This is a genomic window from Serratia sp. SM04, from assembly GCF_040280225.1.
GTDB lineage: Bacteria > Pseudomonadota > Gammaproteobacteria > Enterobacterales > Enterobacteriaceae > Serratia > Serratia sarumanii.
The window spans coordinates 635,689-654,124 of sequence record NZ_JBEOQT010000001.1; the positions used below are offsets into that span (position 1 = coordinate 635,689).

General features: G+C 58.4%; 17 protein-coding genes. 13 read left to right on the forward strand and 4 right to left on the reverse strand.

Annotated features, from left to right (window positions below; all coding sequences use genetic code 11):
- Positions 1-20: 20 nt before the first annotated feature.
- The gene (locus ABTW55_RS02855) at positions 21-473 is read left to right on the forward strand and encodes a flavodoxin (protein WP_060422210.1); all 453 of its coding nucleotides are present in this window, start codon (positions 21-23) and stop codon (positions 471-473) included.
- 57 nt (positions 474-530) lie between these two features.
- Here ABTW55_RS02855 and ABTW55_RS02860 read toward each other — a convergent pair whose 3' ends face one another.
- The 4 genes from ABTW55_RS02860 to map all read right to left on the reverse strand — a co-directional run bounded on the left by ABTW55_RS02860 (position 531) and on the right by map (position 5,448).
- Entirely contained in the window at positions 531-920 is a 390-nt protein-coding gene (locus tag ABTW55_RS02860) for a DUF3461 family protein (protein WP_004931929.1), read from the reverse strand.
- A 129-nt stretch (positions 921-1,049) separates the two neighbouring features.
- Positions 1,050-1,874, reverse strand: coding sequence for a 2,3,4,5-tetrahydropyridine-2,6-dicarboxylate N-succinyltransferase (dapD, locus tag ABTW55_RS02865; RefSeq protein ID WP_004931932.1), 825 nt, complete (start codon positions 1,872-1,874; stop codon positions 1,050-1,052).
- A 42-nt stretch (positions 1,875-1,916) separates the two neighbouring features.
- On the reverse strand, positions 1,917-4,580 hold the full coding sequence (gene glnD / locus ABTW55_RS02870) for a bifunctional uridylyltransferase/uridylyl-removing protein GlnD (protein ID WP_033649826.1): 2,664 nt from the start codon (positions 4,578-4,580) through the stop codon (positions 1,917-1,919).
- A gap of 73 nt (positions 4,581-4,653) precedes the next feature.
- Entirely contained in the window at positions 4,654-5,448 is a 795-nt protein-coding gene (gene map, locus ABTW55_RS02875; protein ID WP_004931936.1) for a type I methionyl aminopeptidase, read from the reverse strand.
- A 345-nt stretch (positions 5,449-5,793) separates the two neighbouring features.
- Here map and rpsB point away from each other — a divergent pair, with 345 nt between their 5' ends.
- From rpsB to fabZ, 12 genes are all read left to right on the forward strand, one after another.
- A complete protein-coding gene (gene rpsB / locus ABTW55_RS02880; RefSeq protein ID WP_016929891.1) occupies positions 5,794-6,519 on the forward strand; it encodes a 30S ribosomal protein S2 in 726 nt (241 codons plus the stop codon).
- Positions 6,520-6,648: 129 nt separating this feature from the next.
- Positions 6,649-7,500 (forward strand): translation elongation factor Ts, encoded by an 852-nt coding sequence (gene tsf, locus ABTW55_RS02885; protein ID WP_033654122.1) that lies wholly within the window; start codon positions 6,649-6,651, stop codon positions 7,498-7,500.
- Between the two features lie 148 nt (positions 7,501-7,648).
- Complete coding sequence (gene pyrH, locus ABTW55_RS02890; RefSeq protein WP_004931940.1) at positions 7,649-8,374, forward strand: UMP kinase; 726 nt, start codon at positions 7,649-7,651, stop codon at positions 8,372-8,374.
- A 119-nt stretch (positions 8,375-8,493) separates the two neighbouring features.
- The gene (gene frr / locus ABTW55_RS02895; protein WP_004931943.1) at positions 8,494-9,051 is read left to right on the forward strand and encodes a ribosome recycling factor; all 558 of its coding nucleotides are present in this window, start codon (positions 8,494-8,496) and stop codon (positions 9,049-9,051) included.
- Between the two features lie 157 nt (positions 9,052-9,208).
- Positions 9,209-10,405 carry a 1-deoxy-D-xylulose-5-phosphate reductoisomerase gene (gene ispC / locus ABTW55_RS02900; protein WP_048321893.1) on the forward strand — a complete coding sequence of 399 codons (1,197 nt, stop codon included), beginning with the start codon at positions 9,209-9,211 and terminating at the stop codon, positions 10,403-10,405.
- A gap of 277 nt (positions 10,406-10,682) precedes the next feature.
- Positions 10,683-11,441 carry a (2E,6E)-farnesyl-diphosphate-specific ditrans,polycis-undecaprenyl-diphosphate synthase gene (ispU, locus tag ABTW55_RS02905; RefSeq protein WP_033635737.1) on the forward strand — a complete coding sequence of 253 codons (759 nt, stop codon included), beginning with the start codon at positions 10,683-10,685 and terminating at the stop codon, positions 11,439-11,441.
- Positions 11,442-11,450: 9 nt separating this feature from the next.
- Complete coding sequence (gene cdsA / locus ABTW55_RS02910) at positions 11,451-12,293, forward strand: phosphatidate cytidylyltransferase (protein ID WP_060422213.1); 843 nt, start codon at positions 11,451-11,453, stop codon at positions 12,291-12,293.
- Positions 12,294-12,320: 27 nt separating this feature from the next.
- Positions 12,321-13,676 (forward strand): sigma E protease regulator RseP, encoded by a 1,356-nt coding sequence (gene rseP, locus ABTW55_RS02915; protein ID WP_004931952.1) that lies wholly within the window; start codon positions 12,321-12,323, stop codon positions 13,674-13,676.
- Positions 13,677-13,711: 35 nt separating this feature from the next.
- On the forward strand, positions 13,712-16,138 hold the full coding sequence (gene bamA / locus ABTW55_RS02920; RefSeq protein WP_033649807.1) for an outer membrane protein assembly factor BamA: 2,427 nt from the start codon (positions 13,712-13,714) through the stop codon (positions 16,136-16,138).
- A gap of 156 nt (positions 16,139-16,294) precedes the next feature.
- A complete protein-coding gene (skp, locus tag ABTW55_RS02925) occupies positions 16,295-16,792 on the forward strand; it encodes a molecular chaperone Skp (protein ID WP_004931958.1) in 498 nt (165 codons plus the stop codon).
- Between the two features lie 3 nt (positions 16,793-16,795).
- Complete coding sequence (lpxD, locus tag ABTW55_RS02930; RefSeq protein ID WP_033635735.1) at positions 16,796-17,818, forward strand: UDP-3-O-(3-hydroxymyristoyl)glucosamine N-acyltransferase; 1,023 nt, start codon at positions 16,796-16,798, stop codon at positions 17,816-17,818.
- Positions 17,819-17,978: 160 nt separating this feature from the next.
- On the forward strand, positions 17,979-18,434 hold the full coding sequence (gene fabZ, locus ABTW55_RS02935) for a 3-hydroxyacyl-ACP dehydratase FabZ (protein ID WP_004931962.1): 456 nt from the start codon (positions 17,979-17,981) through the stop codon (positions 18,432-18,434).
- Positions 18,435-18,436 lie beyond the last annotated feature (2 nt).

An 18,436-nucleotide genomic window follows, 5' to 3' on the forward strand; every position in this document is an offset into this window, starting at 1 on the left:
TAATGAAGGGAGTAGGAGCCATGGCTCAGGTTGGTATCTTCGTGGGAACGGTCTACGGCAATTCGCTGCTGGTGGCGGAAGAGGCGCAAAACATCCTCAGCGAACAGGGCCATGAGGTCAAACTGTTCGAAGAGGGCACGCTGGAGGCCTGGCAGTATTATCGTCAGCACTACGCGTTGGTGATTACCTCCACCACCGGGCAGGGCGATCTGCCGGACAGCATCGCGCCGCTGTTCCACGCCATTCGCGATCAGGTCGGCTACCAGCCGGAGCTGCGCTATGGGCTGATCGCCCTCGGCGACAGCAGCTATGACAACTTCTGCGGCGCCGGGCGCGTGTTCGACGCGCTGCTGCAGGAGCAGGGCGCCACCCGCGTTGGCGAAGTGCTGGAGATCGATGCGATGGAACAGCCGGAGCCGGAAGTGGCCGCCTGCCCGTGGGTCGAGCAGTGGGGCACGCTGCTGCAATCGTAAAGTAAAAAGGCGCCGCGAAAGGGCGCCTTGGCGATGATGCGGATCAACCGATCCGCATTACTTGCCGCGGGTGAGTTTTTCCAGATCGGCTTCGATCTCGGCAATCTTGTGCGACACCACGCCTTCGAGATGGCGCAGGTCGTCGAGGATTTTACGCTTCAGATCCACTTCCACCTGATCGCGTTGGCACAGCTGATCCAGTTCGTCGATCACGTAACGCAGGTTCGGGTTGATCTCGTGAATTTCCTTGTAGCCCTGGCCGGCGTTGTCCGCCACCACGGTTTTACGCTGGCGCGGGTACTTGAACTTCACGCTTTTAGCGAAGAACTCGCCCTTGTCCTTGCGGAAATAGATCTTGAGGATGTCGTTGTTGGCCTCTTGACGCAGGCTATAGCGATCGACGTCTTCCGGTTGATTGATGCCCAAACTCTTCAAGTTATCGTACATACTGCGCCCTCTTTAGATGTGATCGTTATATTCCACGACTGCGATTATGGCGGAAAGCGAGGTCTGCGACTGTGACTGCCAGCGAAACGCAGACAAAAAAATAGCGGGTGAATCACCCGCTATTTCAATTTAGTCGATAGTGCGCAATAACTCATTAATGCCGACTTTACCGCGCGTTTTGGCGTCGACTTTCTTGACGATCACCGCGCAGTATAGGCTGTAGGAACCGTCTTTCGACGGCAGGTTGCCGGAAACCACCACCGAACCCGCCGGCACGCGGCCGTAATGGATTTCGCCGGTCTCGCGGTCATAAATGCGGGTGCTCTGGCCGAGGTACACGCCCATCGAAATCACCGAGCCTTCTTCCACGATCACGCCTTCCACCACTTCGGAGCGCGCGCCGATGAAGCAGTTGTCTTCGATGATGGTCGGGTTGGCCTGCAGCGGCTCCAGCACGCCGCCGATGCCGACGCCGCCGGACAGGTGAACGTTTTTGCCGATCTGCGCGCAAGAACCGACGGTGGCCCAGGTGTCGACCATGGTGCCTTCGTCGACGTAGGCGCCGATGTTAACGTAAGACGGCATCAGCACGGTGTTGCGCGCGATGAACGCGCCCTGGCGCACGGTGGCCGGCGGCACGACGCGGAAACCTTCCTTCTGGAAGCGCGCTTCGTCGTAGTCGGCGAACTTCATCGGCACCTTGTCGTAGTAGCGGGTTTCCGCGCCGTCCATCACCTTGTTGTCGTTGATGCGGAAAGAGAGCAGCACGGCTTTCTTCAGCCACTGATGGGTGACCCATTGACCGTCGATCTTCTCGGCGACGCGCAGGGCGCCGCTGTCTAGCAGGCCGATCACCTGGTTTACCGCTTCGCGCGTTACGGTGTCTACGTTCGCCGGGGTGATGTCCGCACGGCGCTCGAAGGCGCTTTCAATAACGTTCTGTAATTGCTGCATGCTGTTCTCTTTCCTGATGTTGTCGGTAAAAAGTTACTTGTATCACATTTTATCGTTTGGGGTGAGGGCCTCTGTCAACCGTTGCTCCAACTTTCTGCGCGTTTCCTGGTCGAGCGCGCGCCGCTCGCCGTCGGCCAGGATAAACAAGTCCTCGACCCGCTCGCCGATGGTGGAAATGCGCGCGCCGTGCAGCGACAGCCCCAGGTCTGCGAACACTTCGCCCACCCGCGCCAGCAGGCCGGGCTGGTCGAGTGCGGTCAGCTCCAGGTAGCTGCGGCGATCGGTATGGGTCGGCAGGAAAGTGACCTCGGTCGGCACGCTGAAATGGCGCAGCTTGGAAGAGGGCCGGCGCACGCGCGGCGGCTGATACTCCCGCTGGGTGATGGCCTGCAGCAGCGCCTGGCGGATCGCCGCGTGGCGATCCTGCGCCAGCGGGCTGCCGTCCGGCTCCAGCACGATAAAGGTGTCCATCGCCATGCCGTCGCGGTTGGTGAAGATCTGGGCGTCGTGCACGCTCAGGTTGCGGCGATCCATCTCCCCGGCGACGGCGGCGAACAGGTAGGGGCGGTCCGGGCTCCAGATAAAGATCTCGGTGCCGCCGCGCGTCGCCTGGCGGCTGACCAGCACCAGCGGCTGGGTGGAATCGTGGGCCAGCAGGTGGCGGGCGTGCCAGGCCAGCTGATTCGGCGAGTGGCGCAGGAAATAGTCGGCGCGGCAGCGGCTCCAGATGCGGTGCAGCGCCTCTTCGTCGATGTTGTCCATGCGCAGCAGCGCCAGCGCCTGCAGGCGGTGATGGCGCACGCGTTCGCGCAGATCCGGGCTGTTTTGCATGCCGCGGCGCAGCTGCTTCTCGGTGGCGAAATACAGCTCGCGCAGCAGGCTCTGCTTCCAGCTGTTCCACAGGGTTTCGTTGGTGGCGCAGATGTCGGCCACCGTCAGGCATACCAGATAGCGCAGGCGGGTTTCGCTCTGCACTTCGCTGCTGAACTGCTGGATCACCGTCGGATCCTGGATATCGCGGCGCTGCGCGGTGACCGACATCAGCAGGTGGCAGCGCACCAGCCAGGCCACCAGCTGGGTTTCACGCGAGTTGAGGCCGTGAAGTTCGGCGAACTCCACCACGTCTTCCGCGCCGAGGATCGAGTGGTCGCCGCCGCGCCCTTTGGCGATATCGTGGAACAACGCCGCCAGCAGCAGCAGTTCCGGGTGCGGCAGGCGCGGATACAGCTCCACGCACAGCGGATGGCGCGGCCGAGTCTGGTCGTCGGCGAAACTCTCCAGCTTCTGCAGCACGCGGATGGTGTGTTCATCGACGGTATAGGCGTGGAACAGGTCGAACTGCATCTGCCCGACGATCTTGCCCCACTGCGGCATATAGGCCCACAGCACGCTGTGACGGTGCATCGGCACCAGCGCGCGCGACACCGCGCCGGGATGGCGCAGGATGGCCATAAACAGATCGCGCGCTTCCGGAATGGTGCACAGCGGCTGCTTCAGGTGGCGGCGCGCGTGACGCAGTTGGCGAACGGTGGTGGAATAAATGCCCTTGATCTCGCGGTTGCGCACCATCAGGTAGAACATGCGCATGATGGCCTGCGGCTCGCGGATAAACAGCGTTTCGTCGCGCAGGTCGATCAGATCGCCGCGCAGCTGGAAATCGTCGTTCAGCGGGCGCGGCTTCTCGGTGGCGTCCAGCGCCAGAATGGCCTCGTCGAACAGCTGCAGCAGCATGTGGTTCAGTTCGCTGACGCGCCGCGTCATGCGGTAGAAGTCTTTCATCATGCGCTCGACCGGCTCGTTGCCTTCGCCTTCATAGCGCAGCAGCTGCGCCACGCTGAGCTGGCGATCGAACAGCAGGCGGTTGTCGTAACGCGGCAGCACCAGGTGCAGCGCGAAGCGGATGCGCCACAGGAAGCTCTGGCACTCGTTCAGCTCGTTGCGCTCGGCCTGGGTGAGGAAACCGAAGCCGACCATTTCGTCCAGCGAAGTGGCGCCGAAGTGGCGCCGCGCCACCCACAGCAGCGTGTGAATATCGCGCAGGCCGCCGGGGCTGCTTTTGATATCCGGCTCCAGGTTATAGCTGGTGCCGTGGTAGCGCTGATGGCGCTCCTGCTGCTCGTTGATCTTGGCGTGGAAAAACTGCGGCGAAGGCCAGAAGCCGTCGCTGAAGATATGTTTTTGCATCTGCAGGAACAGCGCGACGTCGCCGCAGATCATACGCGATTCGATCAGGTTGGTGGCCACGGTCAGATCCGCCAACCCTTCCAGCAGGCACTCTTCCAGAGTGCGCACGCTATGGCCCACTTCCAGCTTGAGATCCCACAGCAGGGTGATGAATTCGCCGACCCGCTGCGACTGCTGTTCCGTCAGCCGGCGCTGGCTGAGTACCAGCACGTCGATGTCCGACAGCGGGTGCAGTTCGCCGCGGCCGTAGCCGCCGACCGCCACCAGCGCCGTTTCCGGGATATCTTCGAAACCGTAGAACGTCCACAGCCGGCGCAGCAGGCGATCGATAAAGTCGCTGCGCGCCGCCACCAGGCTTTCGGCGCTGGAGCCGGCATCGAACGCCGCCGCCAGCCACAGCTGGAACTGCTCCAGCCGCTGTTTCAGCATCGGGCAGGTGAGCTCTTCGTCGCCGTAGGTGCTGGGGGAGGCGGGCGGCATCGGCACGGCCGGGGCCGCTTGTTGAAGGAGATTGTCAGACATAGTGCGCAGCCCATAAAAAAGGCCGGCAAAAGCCGGCCTGGTGATATTCTGCACGCGGCGTGCGCCGCGGTGCTTACATCTCGTGCGTAATGATGTTGGGGATGGTGTCATCCTTGCGCAACGTCATTATCTCGCAGCCGTTATCAGTGACCACAATAGTATGCTCATACTGCGCCGACAAGCTGCGATCTTTGGTTTTTACCGTCCAGCCGTCTTTCATGGTGCGGATGCGGTAGTCGCCGGCGTTGACCATCGGTTCGATGGTGAAGGCCATGCCCGCCTGCAGCACCACGCCGCCGTCATCGGCATCATAGTGCAGCACCTGCGGCTCTTCGTGGAACACTTCACCGATGCCGTGGCCGCAGTACTCGCGCACCACGGAGAATTTCTCGGCCTCGACGAATTGCTGGATAGCCTTGCCCAGGGTGCGCAGGCGGATGCCCGGCTTGACCATCTTCAGCGCCAGATACAGGCTTTCCTGAGTGACGCGGCACAGGCGCTCGCCCAGAATGGTCGGTTTGCCGACGATGAACATCTTTGAGGTGTCGCCGTGGAAGCCGTCTTTAATCACGGTCACGTCGATATTGACGATGTCGCCGTCTTTCAGCGTTTTGTCGTCGCTCGGGATGCCGTGGCACACCACTTCGTTCACCGAGATGCACACGGATTTCGGGAAGCCGTGATAGCCGAGGCAGGCGGAAATAGCCTGCTGCTCGTTGGTGATGTACTCGTGACAGATACGGTCCAGCTCGCCGGTGGTCACGCCAGGTTTGACGTGCGGCTCGATGATTTCCAGCACTTCGGCGGCCAGGCGGCCGGCCACGCGCATTTTTTGGATGTCATCAGGTGTTTTAATTGAGATTGCCATGAAATTCGTCCGCAGGTGTCGTTATCGTCGACAATAAGAAGCAGTGACTTATGGTATCAGCCCGGCCGGGGGCTGCCAAATTTCATTTCCCGATGCCCGGCGCAAAGCAACAAAAGTTGGTGTCGGCGGCGGGTTTATGGTATAAAGCGCGCCGGCGATCCGCGACTTGGTTCTTGTGACCTGGCAGGAATTGGCCGAAAATACTTTAACTGCACTCATTTTGTGTAAATAACACACACGTATCGGCACATCCGCCGGGGTGCCCTGAGGTGACTTGTCGCCGCCAGGGTCGGCGTTATGGGATACGTGGAGGCATAACCCCAATTAATCTATAGAGGTTTAATCATGGCAACTGTTTCCATGCGCGACATGCTCAAGGCTGGTGTTCACTTCGGTCACCAGACCCGTTACTGGAACCCGAAAATGAAGCCTTTCATCTTCGGCGCTCGTAACAAGGTTCACATCATCAACCTGGAGCAGACCGTACCAATGTTCAACGCCGCTCTGGCTGAACTGAGCAAGATCTCTTCCCGTAAAGGCAAGATCCTGTTCGTAGGTACCAAGCGCGCAGCAAGCGAAGCGGTAAAAGACGCTGCTAACAGCTGTGACCAGTTCTTCGTGAACCACCGCTGGTTGGGCGGCATGCTGACTAACTGGAAAACCGTTCGTCAGTCCATCAAGCGTTTGAAAGATCTGGAAATCCAGTCTCAAGACGGCACCCTGGACAAGCTGACCAAGAAAGAAGCGCTGATGCGCACTCGTGAACTGGCCAAGCTGGAAAACTCCCTGGGCGGTATCAAAGATATGGGCGGTCTGCCAGACGCACTGTTCGTTATCGATGCCGATCACGAGCACATCGCGATCAAAGAAGCCAACAACCTGGGTATCCCGGTATTCTCTATCGTTGATACCAACTCCAACCCAGACGGCGTTGACTTCATCATCCCTGGTAACGACGACGCAATCCGTGCAGTAAACCTGTACCTGACTGCCGTTGCTGCCGCTGTGCGTGAAGGTCGTTCTCAAGATCTGGCCGTTCAGGCGGAAGAAGGCTTCGTAGAAGCTGAATAATAAGGCAAGCTCGTCACTGAGCCCTTATTAACCAGGTATTGACATATGTTGGTTAGGGGGGCCTGTTAAGGCCCCCTTTGCTTATCTGAATGAGAACTGTCTCCACGCGAGATAACCGAGGAAAAATAAATGGCTGATATTACCGCTGCCCTGGTAAAAGAACTGCGCGAGCGTACCGGCGCTGGCATGATGGATTGCAAGAAGGCGCTGGTTGAATCCAACGGCGACATCGAACTGGCAATCGAAAACATGCGTAAGTCCGGTGCGATCAAAGCCGCTAAAAAAGCAGGCAACGTAGCTGCTGACGGCGTGATCAAAACCAAGATCGAAGGCAACTACGGCATCATTCTGGAAGTTAACTGCCAGACTGACTTCGTAGCGAAAGACGCCGGTTTCCAGGCGTTCGCCGACAAAGTGCTGGATGCGGCCATGGCCGGCAAAATCACTGACGTTGACGTGCTGAAAGCACAGTTCGAAGAAGAGCGCGTAGCGCTGGTGGCAAAAATCGGCGAAAACATCAACATTCGTCGCGTTGCTTCCCTGGAAGGCGAAGTGCTGGGCAGCTACCTGCACGGCGCGCGTATCGGCGTTCTGGTTGCGGCTAAAGGCGCTGACGAAGAGCTGGTTAAGCAAATCGCAATGCACATTGCGGCAAGCAAGCCAGAGTTCGTGAAGCCGGAAGACGTGTCTGCTGAAGTGGTAGAAAAAGAGTACCAGGTTCAGTTGGACATCGCCATGCAGTCCGGCAAGCCGAAAGAAATCGCAGAGAAAATGGTTGAAGGCCGCATGAAGAAATTCACCGGCGAAGTTTCTCTGACCGGTCAGCCTTTCGTTATTGATCCGAGCAAATCCGTTGCTCAGGTGCTGAAAGAGCACAACGCTGACGTGACCAACTTCATTCGCTTCGAAGTGGGCGAAGGCATCGAGAAAGTCGAGACCGACTTCGCTGCTGAAGTTGCCGCGATGAGCAAACAGTCTTAATGACTGTCGATGGAACCGCCGTCTGGCGGTTCCATACTATCCAGCCAGAATTACACCGGTGGCAGGCCCTGCAGCGTGATGCTCACCTCAGGCGCGTTTCATCGGCTGAAATCCCCAATACTAATACTGCTTCTTAGGACAGAACACCATGGCAACCAATGCAAAACCCGTATATCAGCGTATTCTGCTTAAACTGAGTGGCGAAGCCCTGCAAGGTGCAGAAGGTTTTGGTATCGACGCCAGCGTTTTGGATCGCATGGCTCAGGAAGTGAAAGAGCTGGTCGAACTGGGAATTCAGGTCGGTGTAGTTATTGGCGGCGGGAACCTGTTCCGCGGCGCGGGCCTGGCGCAAGCCGGCATGAACCGCGTAGTGGGCGACCACATGGGAATGCTGGCTACCGTGATGAACGGCCTGGCTATGCGTGATGCACTGCACCGTGCCTATGTGAACGCCCGCCTGATGTCGGCGATCCCGCTGAACGGCGTGTGTGACAATTACAGCTGGGCAGAGGCGATCAGCCTGCTGCGCAACAACCGCGTGGTGATCTTCTCCGCCGGTACCGGCAACCCGTTCTTCACCACCGATTCCGCCGCTTGCCTGCGCGGCATCGAGATCGAAGCGGACGTGGTGCTGAAAGCCACCAAAGTGGATGGCGTATACTCCGCCGATCCGGTGAAAAACCCGGATGCGACGCTGTATGAACAATTAACCTATCAGGACGTGCTGGAGCGCGAGCTGAAAGTGATGGATCTGGCGGCGTTTACGCTGGCCCGCGATCACGGTCTGCCGATCCGCGTGTTCAACATGAACAAGCCGGGCGCGCTGCGCCGCGTGGTGATGGGTGAGAATGAAGGTACGCTGATCAGCAAATAAGGCTGTTCACACCCCTTTTTCGGTGCGCGTGACGCCAGACGCCGCGCGCTCTCCGAGTACGATTACGGGCTATACTTGAGTATCGCCTGCCAAGTAACCAGCTTCCAAGGGTTTGCAACGTGACTAATGAAATCAGAAAAGATGCTGATTCACGCATGGAAAAAAGCGTAGAAGCATTCAAAAACCAAATCAGCAAGATCCGCACCGGCCGCGCTTCTCCAAGCATTCTGGACGGCATCATGGTGGAATACTACGGCGCCGCTACGCCGCTGCGCCAGCTGGCCAACGTGACCGTGGAAGACTCCCGCACGCTGAAAATCAACGTATTCGACCGCAGCCTGAGCCAGGCCGTTGAGAAAGCGATCATGAGCTCCGATCTGGGCCTCAACCCGTCTTCTGCCGGTTCTGACATTCGCGTTCCGCTGCCTCCGCTGACCGAAGAACGTCGTAAGGATCTGATCAAGATCGTGCGTGGCGAAGCCGAGCAGGGCCGAGTAGCGGTGCGTAACGTGCGTCGCGACGCCAACGACAAGGTCAAGGCGCTGCTGAAAGACAAAGAGATCAGCGAAGACGAAGAACGTCGTTCACAAGACGAGATTCAGAAAATGACCGACGCTTACATCAAGCTGGTCGACGCCGCGCTGGCGGAGAAAGAAAAAGAGCTGATGGATTTCTAATCAGCATCGCGCAGAAAAAAAGCGTCGCCTGGGCGGCGCTTTGTTTTTTGTGGCGCAGATCCCGTTTCATCGTACTGAAAGATCATGGACAAGCGGTGTCCAAGGTTCCACACTGGAACACCTCCGATCTTATCAGACAGTTATTCAGAGTGAACTCATGAAGCAACTGACCATTCTTGGCTCGACCGGCTCGGTAGGGACCAGCACCCTGGCCGTGGTCAGGGCAAATCCCGACCTTTTTGCGATCAAAGCGCTGGTGGCCGGCCGCAACGTCGCGGTCATGGCGCAGCAATGCATGGAATTTCGGCCCGCCTTCGCCGCGATGGCGGATGAAAGCGCCGCGCGCGAGCTGCGCGCCATTCTGGCGGAAAACGGCGTCGCTACCGAGGTATTGGCCGGGGAGCAAGCGGCCTGCGAACTGGCGGCGTTGGACGACGTCGATCAAGTGACGGCGGCCATCGTCGGCGCCGCGGGGCTGTTGCCGACGCTGGCGGCGATCCGCGCAGGCAAGCAGGTGCTGCTGGCCAACAAAGAGTCGCTGGTCACCTGCGGCCGTCTGTTTATGGATGCGGTGCGCCAAAGCCAGGCGCAGTTGCTGCCGCTCGACAGCGAGCACAACGCGATTTTTCAGAGTTTGCCTGAGAGCATTCAGCGTCAGTTGGGATACTCTTCCCTGGACAGTCATGGTGTTTCGCGCATCGTGCTTACCGGCTCCGGCGGCCCGTTCCGCACCACGCCGCTGGAGCAGTTCGCCGCGATGACCCCGGATCAAGCCTGCGCCCACCCGAACTGGTCGATGGGGCGCAAGATCTCGGTGGATTCCGCCACCATGATGAACAAAGGTCTGGAATACATTGAGGCCCGCTGGCTGTTTAACGCCTCGGCCGAGCAAATGGAAGTGATCCTGCATCCGCAGTCGGTGATTCACTCGATGGTGCGCTATGCCGACGGCAGCGTGCTGGCGCAGCTGGGTACGCCGGATATGCGCACGCCGATCGCCCACGCGATGGCGTATCCGCAGCGCGTGAACTCCGGCGTGGAGGCGCTGGACTTCTGTCGCATCGGTTCGTTGACCTTCGCCGAACCGGAGTGCGAGCGTTATCCTTGCCTGTATTTGGCGATTGAAGCGTTCGATGCCGGCCAGGCGGCGACCACTGCGCTGAACGCGGCCAACGAAATCGCCGTGGCGGCATTTTTGCAGCAGCAGATTCGCTTTACCGACATTGCGGCGGTCAACCGCCAGGTGGTGGAGCGCCTTGCGCTGCAGGAACCGACCAGCATCGAAGCGGTCTTAGACATTGACCGCCAGGCGCGCGCCGCCGCCGAGGAGCGCGTTCGCGCGTTGCGCGGTTGAGGACGGCGATTATCCGATTTTGCTCGTAATTCACGCGTGCCGCAGCGGGGCCGTTTGTTCATGCCCCGCTGAGGTGGTATAGTCTGCGCCACCTGTCAGCGGTTATACCGTTGAATTATGGCCTGATTGGCGCTTTGTGCGCCAATGGCGGCCCGGCTGCGCCGGGCATCGCGAGGGCTGGCTGAAAGCCGTGTCGGGCACACGGCTTTTTTTGCGCGTAAGGGCCTGATGTTCCGGAAAGGCAGTTATATTTCTATTGAGGAAATAAGTACGAGTTATGTCGTCCGCAAACCAACAAGAGGCTAATCCATCTTCCCCGGGGCCGCGCCATGTCGCCATTATCATGGACGGTAACGGACGCTGGGCCAAACGTCAGGGCAAGTTACGTGTCTTCGGTCATAAAGCAGGGGTGAAATCGGTTCGCCGCGCGGTCAGTTTTGCCGCCAGCCACCATTTAGATGCGCTCACGCTTTATGCCTTCAGCAGCGAAAACTGGAACCGTCCGGTGCAGGAAGTCTCCGCCCTGATGGAGCTTTTTGTCCGTGCTCTGGATAGTGAAGTAAAAAGCCTGCATAAACATAACGTCAGGCTGCGGGTGATCGGCGATATCAGCCGCTTCAGCTCGCGTTTGCAGGAGCGGATCCGCCGCTCTGAAGCACTGACGGAAAATAACGATGGCCTGACGCTCAATATCGCTGCCAACTACGGTGGCCGTTGGGATATCATTCAGGGAGTAAGGGAACTGGCCGAACGGGTACGGGTGGGGGAGTTGCACCCGGATCAGATCAGCGAGGAATTATTGAACGAGCGGGTTTGCATGAGCGACCTGGCGCCGGTGGATCTGGTTATCCGCACCGGTGGCGAGCATCGCATCAGTAACTTCCTGCTGTGGCAAATCGCCTACGCTGAACTTTACTTTACTGATGTGCTCTGGCCTGATTTCGATGAACTTGTCTTTGAAGGTGCGCTGAATGCATTTGCACAACGTGAGCGCCGCTTCGGGGGAACAACACCTATCGGCGCCGATGCGTCCTAGGGAGAACTTTTGCTGAAGTATCGCCTCATAACTGCTCTGATTTTAATCCCGATCGTTATCGCGGCGCTGTTCCTGTTGCCGCCGCTGGCCTTTGCTCTGGTAACGCTCGTCGTGTGCATGTTAGCAGCCTGGGAGTGGGGCCAACTGGCCGGTTTTACCTCCCGTTCGCAGCGCATCTGGCTGGCGATACTGTGCGGTTTTCTGCTGGCGCTGATGATGCTCAGCGTTCCCGCGTACCATCAATCCGTGCCGCAGGTGAGCGGCTCGCTGTGGCTGTCGCTGGCCTGGTGGCTGGCGGCGCTGCTGCTGGTGCTGTTCTACCCCGGCTCGGCCGCCATCTGGCGCAACTCGCGCCCGCTGCGCCTGCTGTTCGGCCTGCTGACCATCGTGCCGTTCTTCTGGGGCATGCTGGCGCTGCGCCAGTTCGGCTACGAGCAAAACCCGTTTACCGGCGCCTGGTGGCTGCTGTACGTGATGCTGCTGGTGTGGGGCGCGGATTCCGGCGCCTATATGTTCGGCAAGCTGTTCGGCAAGCATAAGCTGGCGCCGAAGGTCTCTCCGGGTAAAACCTGGGAAGGGCTGATTGGCGGGCTGCTGACGTCGGCGGTCATTTCCTGGCTGTTCGGCCGCTACGCGCCGCTGAACGTGGTGCCGGCCACGCTGTTAGCCTGTTCGGTGATCGCCGCGCTGGCTTCGGTGCTGGGCGATTTGACCGAAAGCATGTTCAAACGCGAAGCGGGCATCAAGGACAGCGGTCACTTGATCCCCGGTCACGGTGGCATACTGGATCGTATCGACAGCCTGACCGCGGCGGTGCCGGTGTTTGCCTGCCTGGTGCTGTTGGTGTTTTAATCCGTCGATGACGGAAAGTGAGGGATGATGGTCAGCGTGCTTTGGAACCTGGTGGCGTTTCTGATTGCGCTCGGTATTTTGATCACCGTGCACGAGTTCGGACACTTTTGGGTTGCCCGCCGTTGCGGCGTGCGCGTTGAACGCTTCTCCATCGGCTTCGGCCGGGCGCTGTGGCGCCGCACCGATCGCCAGGGCACCGAGTACGTCATCGCCTTGATTCCGCTCGGCGGCTACGTGAAGATGCTGGACGAGCGCGTGGAGTCGGTGGCGCCGGAAATGCGCCATCAGGCCTTCAACAACAAAACCGTCTGGCAGCGCGCGGCCATCATCAGCGCCGGCCCCATCGCCAACTTCCTGTTTGCTATCCTTGCCTATTGGCTGGTGTTCATCATCGGCGTGCCGAGTTTCCGTCCGGTGATCGGCGAAATCGCGCCGCAATCCATTGCCGCCAAGGCTGAAATTTCGTCTGGCATGGAACTAAAGTCGGTTGACGGCATCGAAACGCCTGATTGGGAATCAGTTCGTCTGGCGCTGGTGGCGAAGATTGGCGATGCGCAAACCGAAGTCGGCGTCGCGCCGTTCGGCTCTTCGCAGGTGGTGACCAAAACCCTGGATTTGCGCCAGTGGAACTTTGAACCGGACAAGCAGGATCCCGTTGTCGCGTTGGGCATTATGCCGCGCGGCCCGCAGATAGAATCCGTGTTGGCGGAAGTGCAGCCTAACTCGGCGGCGCAAAAGGCGGGTTTACAAGCGGGGGACAGGATCGTTAAAGTCGATGGTCAGCCGTTGGGTCGTTGGCAGACGCTGGTGAAGCGTATCCACGATGGCCCGGGGCAACCGCTGGCTTTGGAGATTGAAAGAAACGGCGCCCCCTTGTCTTTGACGCTGATACCGGATACAAAGCCGGTGGGAAAAGACAAATCGGTGGGGTTTGCAGGCATCATTCCAAAGGTGCTGCCGCTGCCGGACGAGTATAAAACGATTCGCCAGTATGGACCGTTCCCGGCGCTGTATCAGGCCGGCGACAAGACCTGGCAGCTGATGCGGCTGACGGTCAACATGCTGGGCAAATTAATAACCGGTGATGTAAAGCTGAACAACCTGAGTGGCCCGATCTCGATTGCACAGGGAGCAGGGGCGTCAGCCGGAGTCGGGTTCGTGTATTATCTGATGTTCCTGGCGTTGATTAGCGTCAACCTGGGTATCATCAACCTGTTCCCATTACCGGTGTTAGATGGTGGGCATCTCCTCTTCCTGGCGATAGAAAAGCTGAAGGGTGGGCCGGTTTCCGAGCGAGTACAGGACTACAGCTACCGCATAGGTTCGATCGTGCTGGTGTTGTTGATGGGTCTTGCACTTTTCAATGATTTTTCCCGCCTCTAGGGGCGGGGATAGGTTAGGAAGAACGCATAACAACGATGGCGATGAAAAAGTTGCTCATAGCGTCGCTGCTGTTTGGCAGCGCCACCGTATACGGTGCAGACGGGTTCGTAGTGAAAGATATTCATTTCGAAGGCCTGCAGCGAGTCGCCGTCGGTGCGGCGTTACTCAACATGCCGGTTCGCGTCGGCGATACCGTCACTGACGATGACATCAGTAATACCATCCGTGCCTTGTTTGCCACCGGCAACTTCGAGGACGTGCGCGTACTGCGCGATGGTAATACCTTGATCGTGCAGGTGAAGGAACGTCCTACCATCGCCAGCATCACTTTCTCCGGCAACAAGTCGGTGAAGGATGACATGCTCAAGCAGAACCTGGAAGCCTCCGGCGTCCGGGTGGGCGAGGCGCTCGACCGCACCACGATCTCCAGCATTGAAAAAGGGCTGGAAGACTTCTACTACAGCGTCGGTAAATACAGCGCCTCGGTGAAAGCCGTAGTCACGCCGCTGCCGCGCAACCGTGTCGACCTGAAACTGGTGTTCACGGAAGGGGTCTCCGCCAAGATTCAACAAATCAACATCGTCGGCAACCATGCCTTCACCAACGACGAACTGATCTCGCGCTTCCAGCTGCGTGACGAAGTGCCGTGGTGGAACCTGGTCGGCGATCGCAAATACCAGAAGCAGAAACTGGCGGGCGATCTCGAAACCCTGCGCAGCTTCTATCTGGATCGCGGCTATGCCCGCTTCAACATCGATTCTACCCAGGTGAGCCTGACGCCGGATAAAAAAGGCATCTACATCACCATCAACATCACCGAAGGCGATCAGTACAAGCTTTCCGATGTTGTCGTGAACGGCAACCTGGCCGGCCACTCGGCGGAAGTCGCTCAGATCACCAAAATCGAACCGGGCGAGCTGTACAACGGCAGCAAGGTGACCAAAATGGAAGACAACATCAAAACGATGTTGGGCCGTTATGGTTACGCCTACCCGCGCGTCGGCACTCAGCCTGAGATCAACGACGCGGATAAAACCGTCAAACTGCACGTCAACGTCGACGCGGGCAACCGCTTCTACGTGCGTCGCATCAAGTTCGAAGGCAACGACACCAGCAAGGATTCCGTACTGCGTCGCGAAATGCGCCAGATGGAAGGCGCCTGGCTCGGCAACGAGCAGGTCGAGCAGGGCAAGGAGCGTCTGAACCGTCTGGGCTACTTCGAAACGGTTGACGTGGAAACCCAGCGCGTGCCGGGCACCGCCGATCAGGTCGACGTCACCTACAAGGTGAAAGAGCGCAACACCGGTACCTTCAACTTCGGCGTCGGTTACGGCACCGAGAGCGGCGTCAGCTTCCAGGCGGGCGTGCAGCAGGATAACTGGTTGGGTACCGGCTACTCGGTGGGCATCAGCGGCACCAAGAACGACTACCAGACCTATACCGAACTGTCGGTCACCAACCCGTACTTCACCGTTGACGGTGTGAGCTTGGGCGGCCGCATCTTCTACAACGACTTTAAAGCGGATGACGCGGATCTGTCGGACTATACCAACAAGAGTTACGGTATCGACGGCACGCTGGGCTTCCCGATCAACGAAAACAACTCGTTGCGTACCGGCCTGGGCTACGTCCACAACGGCCTGTCGAACATGCAGCCGCAGATCGCCATGTGGCGTTACCTCGACTCGATGGGCGTGGATGCGAACAAGACCGACCGCGCCAGCTACTCGACGGACGACTTTACGTTGAACCTGGGTTGGACCTACAACAACCTGGACCGCGGCTACTTCCCGACGTCGGGTAACCGCACTACGTTGAACGGCAAGGTCACCATTCCGGGCTCGGACAACGAATACTACAAGGTGACGCTGGACAGCGTACAGTACGTGCCGATCAACGACGATCGCACCTGGGTGCTGTTGGGCCGTGGCCGTCTGGGTTACGCGGATGGCTTGGGCGGCAAGGAAATGCCGTTCTACGAGAACTTCTACGCCGGTGGTTCGAGCACCGTGCGTGGCTTCCAGTCCAACACCATTGGTCCGAAGGCGGTGTACTACAATTCCAACTCGTACCAGTGTCAGTTCAACGCCGGCAGCACGACCACGCGTCAGAACATCTGTAGCTCGGATGACGCGGTGGGCGGTAACGCCATGGCGGTCGCCAGCCTGGAGCTGATCACCCCGACGCCGTTCATCAGCGAGAAATACGCCAACTCAGTGCGGACGTCGCTGTTCATCGATGCCGGTACCGTGTGGGATACCAAGTGGAAGAATACCGACGAAACGCTGATGTACGGCGTGCCGGACTACAGCAAGGCCAGCAATATTCGTTCTTCCGCCGGTATCGCGCTGCAGTGGATGTCGCCGCTGGGGCCATTGGTGTTCTCTTACGCCAACCCGATCAAGAAATACGAAGGCGACAAGTCCGAACAGTTCCAGTTTAACATCGGTAAGACCTGGTAACGGGTCTCGCCTCTGGGCATAAAAGTTATTAAGAATCGCAATGGCCAGGCGCCCGCCGGCAGAGGGAGATGATTCTCATTGTTTGGTGGGATAAGTCTGGCAAATTGTGTACTTCAGTGTCATATGACACAAATGGGTGATGGTAAGGAGTTTATAGTGAAAAAGTGGTTGTGTGCCGCAGGCCTCGGTTTAGCAATGGCTGCTTCAGCTGGCGTTCAGGCAGCAGATAAGATCGCTGTCGTTAACGTCTCCAGCATTTTCCAACAGCTGCCGGCCCGCGAAGCGGTCGCTAAACAGCTGGAAAACGAGTTTAAAGGCCGTGCAAGCGAACTCCAGAACATGGAACGTAGCCTGCAGACCAAAATGCAACGTCTGCAGCGTGACGGCGCTACCATGAAAGCCAGCGATCGCAGCAAGTTGGAAAAAGACGTGATGGCGCAGCGCGAGCAGTTCTCTCAGAAAGCCCAGGCTTTCGAGCAGGACAACCGTCGTCGCCAGATGGAAGAGCGTAACAAGATCCTGAGCCGCATTCAGGACGCGGTGAAATCTGTCGCCAGCAAAGGCGGTTATGACGTGGTGATCGACGCCAACGCCGTTGCCTATGCAGATTCTTCCAAAGATATCACTGCTGACGTGCTGAAACAGGTTAAATAACACATGCTTTCAATTCGACTGGCTGATTTAGCGCAGCAGTTGGATGCACAATTGCACGGTGATGGCGATCTCGTCATCACCGGCATTGCTTCTATGCATTCGGCACAGCCTGGCCAAATCACGTTTTTGTCAAACAGCCGCTATCAAGAGCAGCTGTCTTCCTGCCAGGCAAGCGCCGTGGTGCTTACCGAAGCGGATTTACCACACTGCCGTACTGCGGCGCTGGTGGTTAAAAACCCTTACCTGACCTACGCGCGAATGGCGCAGCTGATGGACACCACGCCGGCGCCGGCGCAGGATATCGCGCCAAGCGCGGTTGTCTCGCCTGAAGCGCAACTGGGGCAGAACGTCGCCATTGGGGCGAACGCGGTGATTGAGTCGGGTGCGGTGCTTGGCGATAACGTGGTTATCGGCCCGGGCTGCTTCATCGGCAAACACGCACGCATCGGCGCGGGAACGCGTCTGTGGGCGAACGTCACGATTTATCATGCGGTTGAAATCGGCCAGCGCTGCCTGATCCAGTCCGGCACCGTGATCGGCGCGGACGGTTTCGGCTATGCGAACGAGCGCGGCGAGTGGATCAAAATCCCTCAGTTGGGCACGGTGATTATCGGCGATCGCGTCGAAATCGGCGCCTGCACCACCATCGACCGCGGCGCTTTGGATAACACCCAAATCGGGAATGGTGTTATCATCGACAACCAATGCCAGATTGCACATAACGTCGTGATTGGCGACAATACCGCCGTCGCCGGCGGTGTGATCATGGCCGGCAGCCTGAAAATCGGCCGCTACTGCCAGATCGGCGGTGCCAGCGTGATCAACGGTCACATGGAAATTGCCGACAAGGTTGTTGTTACCGGAATGGGAATGGTTATGCGACCAATCACCGAACCTGGGGTATACTCTTCGGGCATTCCGTTGCAGCCTAACAAGGTTTGGCGTAAAACCGCTGCGTTGGTGATGAATATCGATGAGATCAGCAAACGCTTGAAAGCTGTCGAACGTAAAGTCGGAAAAGACTAATCATTGCCGCCCGCCTTCGCGGGTACAAAACGAAACGCGTTGGTCGTGAGACCAAAAGCGCAAAGAGATGTTAATTTGCGGCCTGCATGATGATCTCCTTTTGGGGTCAGCGCAGGCCGTGTTGTTGATGCCATCAGTTTTTAGAGACAGGAAGAGTATTTTGACTACTGACACTCATACTCTGGATATTGCAGAAATTTTGGATCTGCTTCCTCACCGTTACCCGTTCTTGCTGGTCGACCGCGTCCTCGAGTTTGAAGAGCACAAATATCTGCGTGCGGTGAAGAACGTATCGGTGAACGAACCGTTTTTCCAGGGCCACTTCCCTGGCAAACCGATTTTCCCAGGCGTATTGATTCTGGAAGCCATGGCGCAGGCCACCGGTATCCTGGCGTTTAAAAGCGTCGGCAAACTGGAGCCGGGCGAGCTGTATTACTTCGCCGGTATCGACGAAGCACGCTTCAAACGCCCTGTGGTGCCAGGCGATCAGATGGTCATGGAAGTCACCTTCGAGAAAACTCGCCGCGGCCTGACTCGCTTCAAAGGCGTGGCGACCGTTGACGGTAAAATTGTCTGCGAAGCAACCATGATGTGTGCCCGCAGCCGGGAGGCTTAATC

Bases quoted from the DNA above. Each gene is read 5' to 3' on its own strand.
- ABTW55_RS02855 (WP_060422210.1), top strand. From the start codon at position 21: ATGGCTCAGGTTGGTATCTTCGTGGGAACGGTCTACGGCAATTCGCTG.
- ABTW55_RS02860 (WP_004931929.1), bottom strand. From the start codon at position 920: ATGTACGATAACTTGAAGAGTTTGGGCATCAATCAACCGGAAGACGTC.
- dapD (WP_004931932.1), bottom strand. From the start codon at position 1,874: ATGCAGCAATTACAGAACGTTATTGAAAGCGCCTTCGAGCGCCGTGCG.
- glnD (WP_033649826.1), bottom strand. From the start codon at position 4,580: ATGTCTGACAATCTCCTTCAACAAGCGGCCCCGGCCGTGCCGATGCCG.
- map (WP_004931936.1), bottom strand. From the start codon at position 5,448: ATGGCAATCTCAATTAAAACACCTGATGACATCCAAAAAATGCGCGTG.
- rpsB (WP_016929891.1), top strand. From the start codon at position 5,794: ATGGCAACTGTTTCCATGCGCGACATGCTCAAGGCTGGTGTTCACTTC.
- tsf (WP_033654122.1), top strand. From the start codon at position 6,649: ATGGCTGATATTACCGCTGCCCTGGTAAAAGAACTGCGCGAGCGTACC.
- pyrH (WP_004931940.1), top strand. From the start codon at position 7,649: ATGGCAACCAATGCAAAACCCGTATATCAGCGTATTCTGCTTAAACTG.
- ispC (WP_048321893.1), top strand. From the start codon at position 9,209: ATGAAGCAACTGACCATTCTTGGCTCGACCGGCTCGGTAGGGACCAGC.
- ispU (WP_033635737.1), top strand. From the start codon at position 10,683: ATGTCGTCCGCAAACCAACAAGAGGCTAATCCATCTTCCCCGGGGCCG.
- rseP (WP_004931952.1), top strand. From the start codon at position 12,321: ATGGTCAGCGTGCTTTGGAACCTGGTGGCGTTTCTGATTGCGCTCGGT.
- bamA (WP_033649807.1), top strand. From the start codon at position 13,712: ATGGCGATGAAAAAGTTGCTCATAGCGTCGCTGCTGTTTGGCAGCGCC.
- lpxD (WP_033635735.1), top strand. From the start codon at position 16,796: ATGCTTTCAATTCGACTGGCTGATTTAGCGCAGCAGTTGGATGCACAA.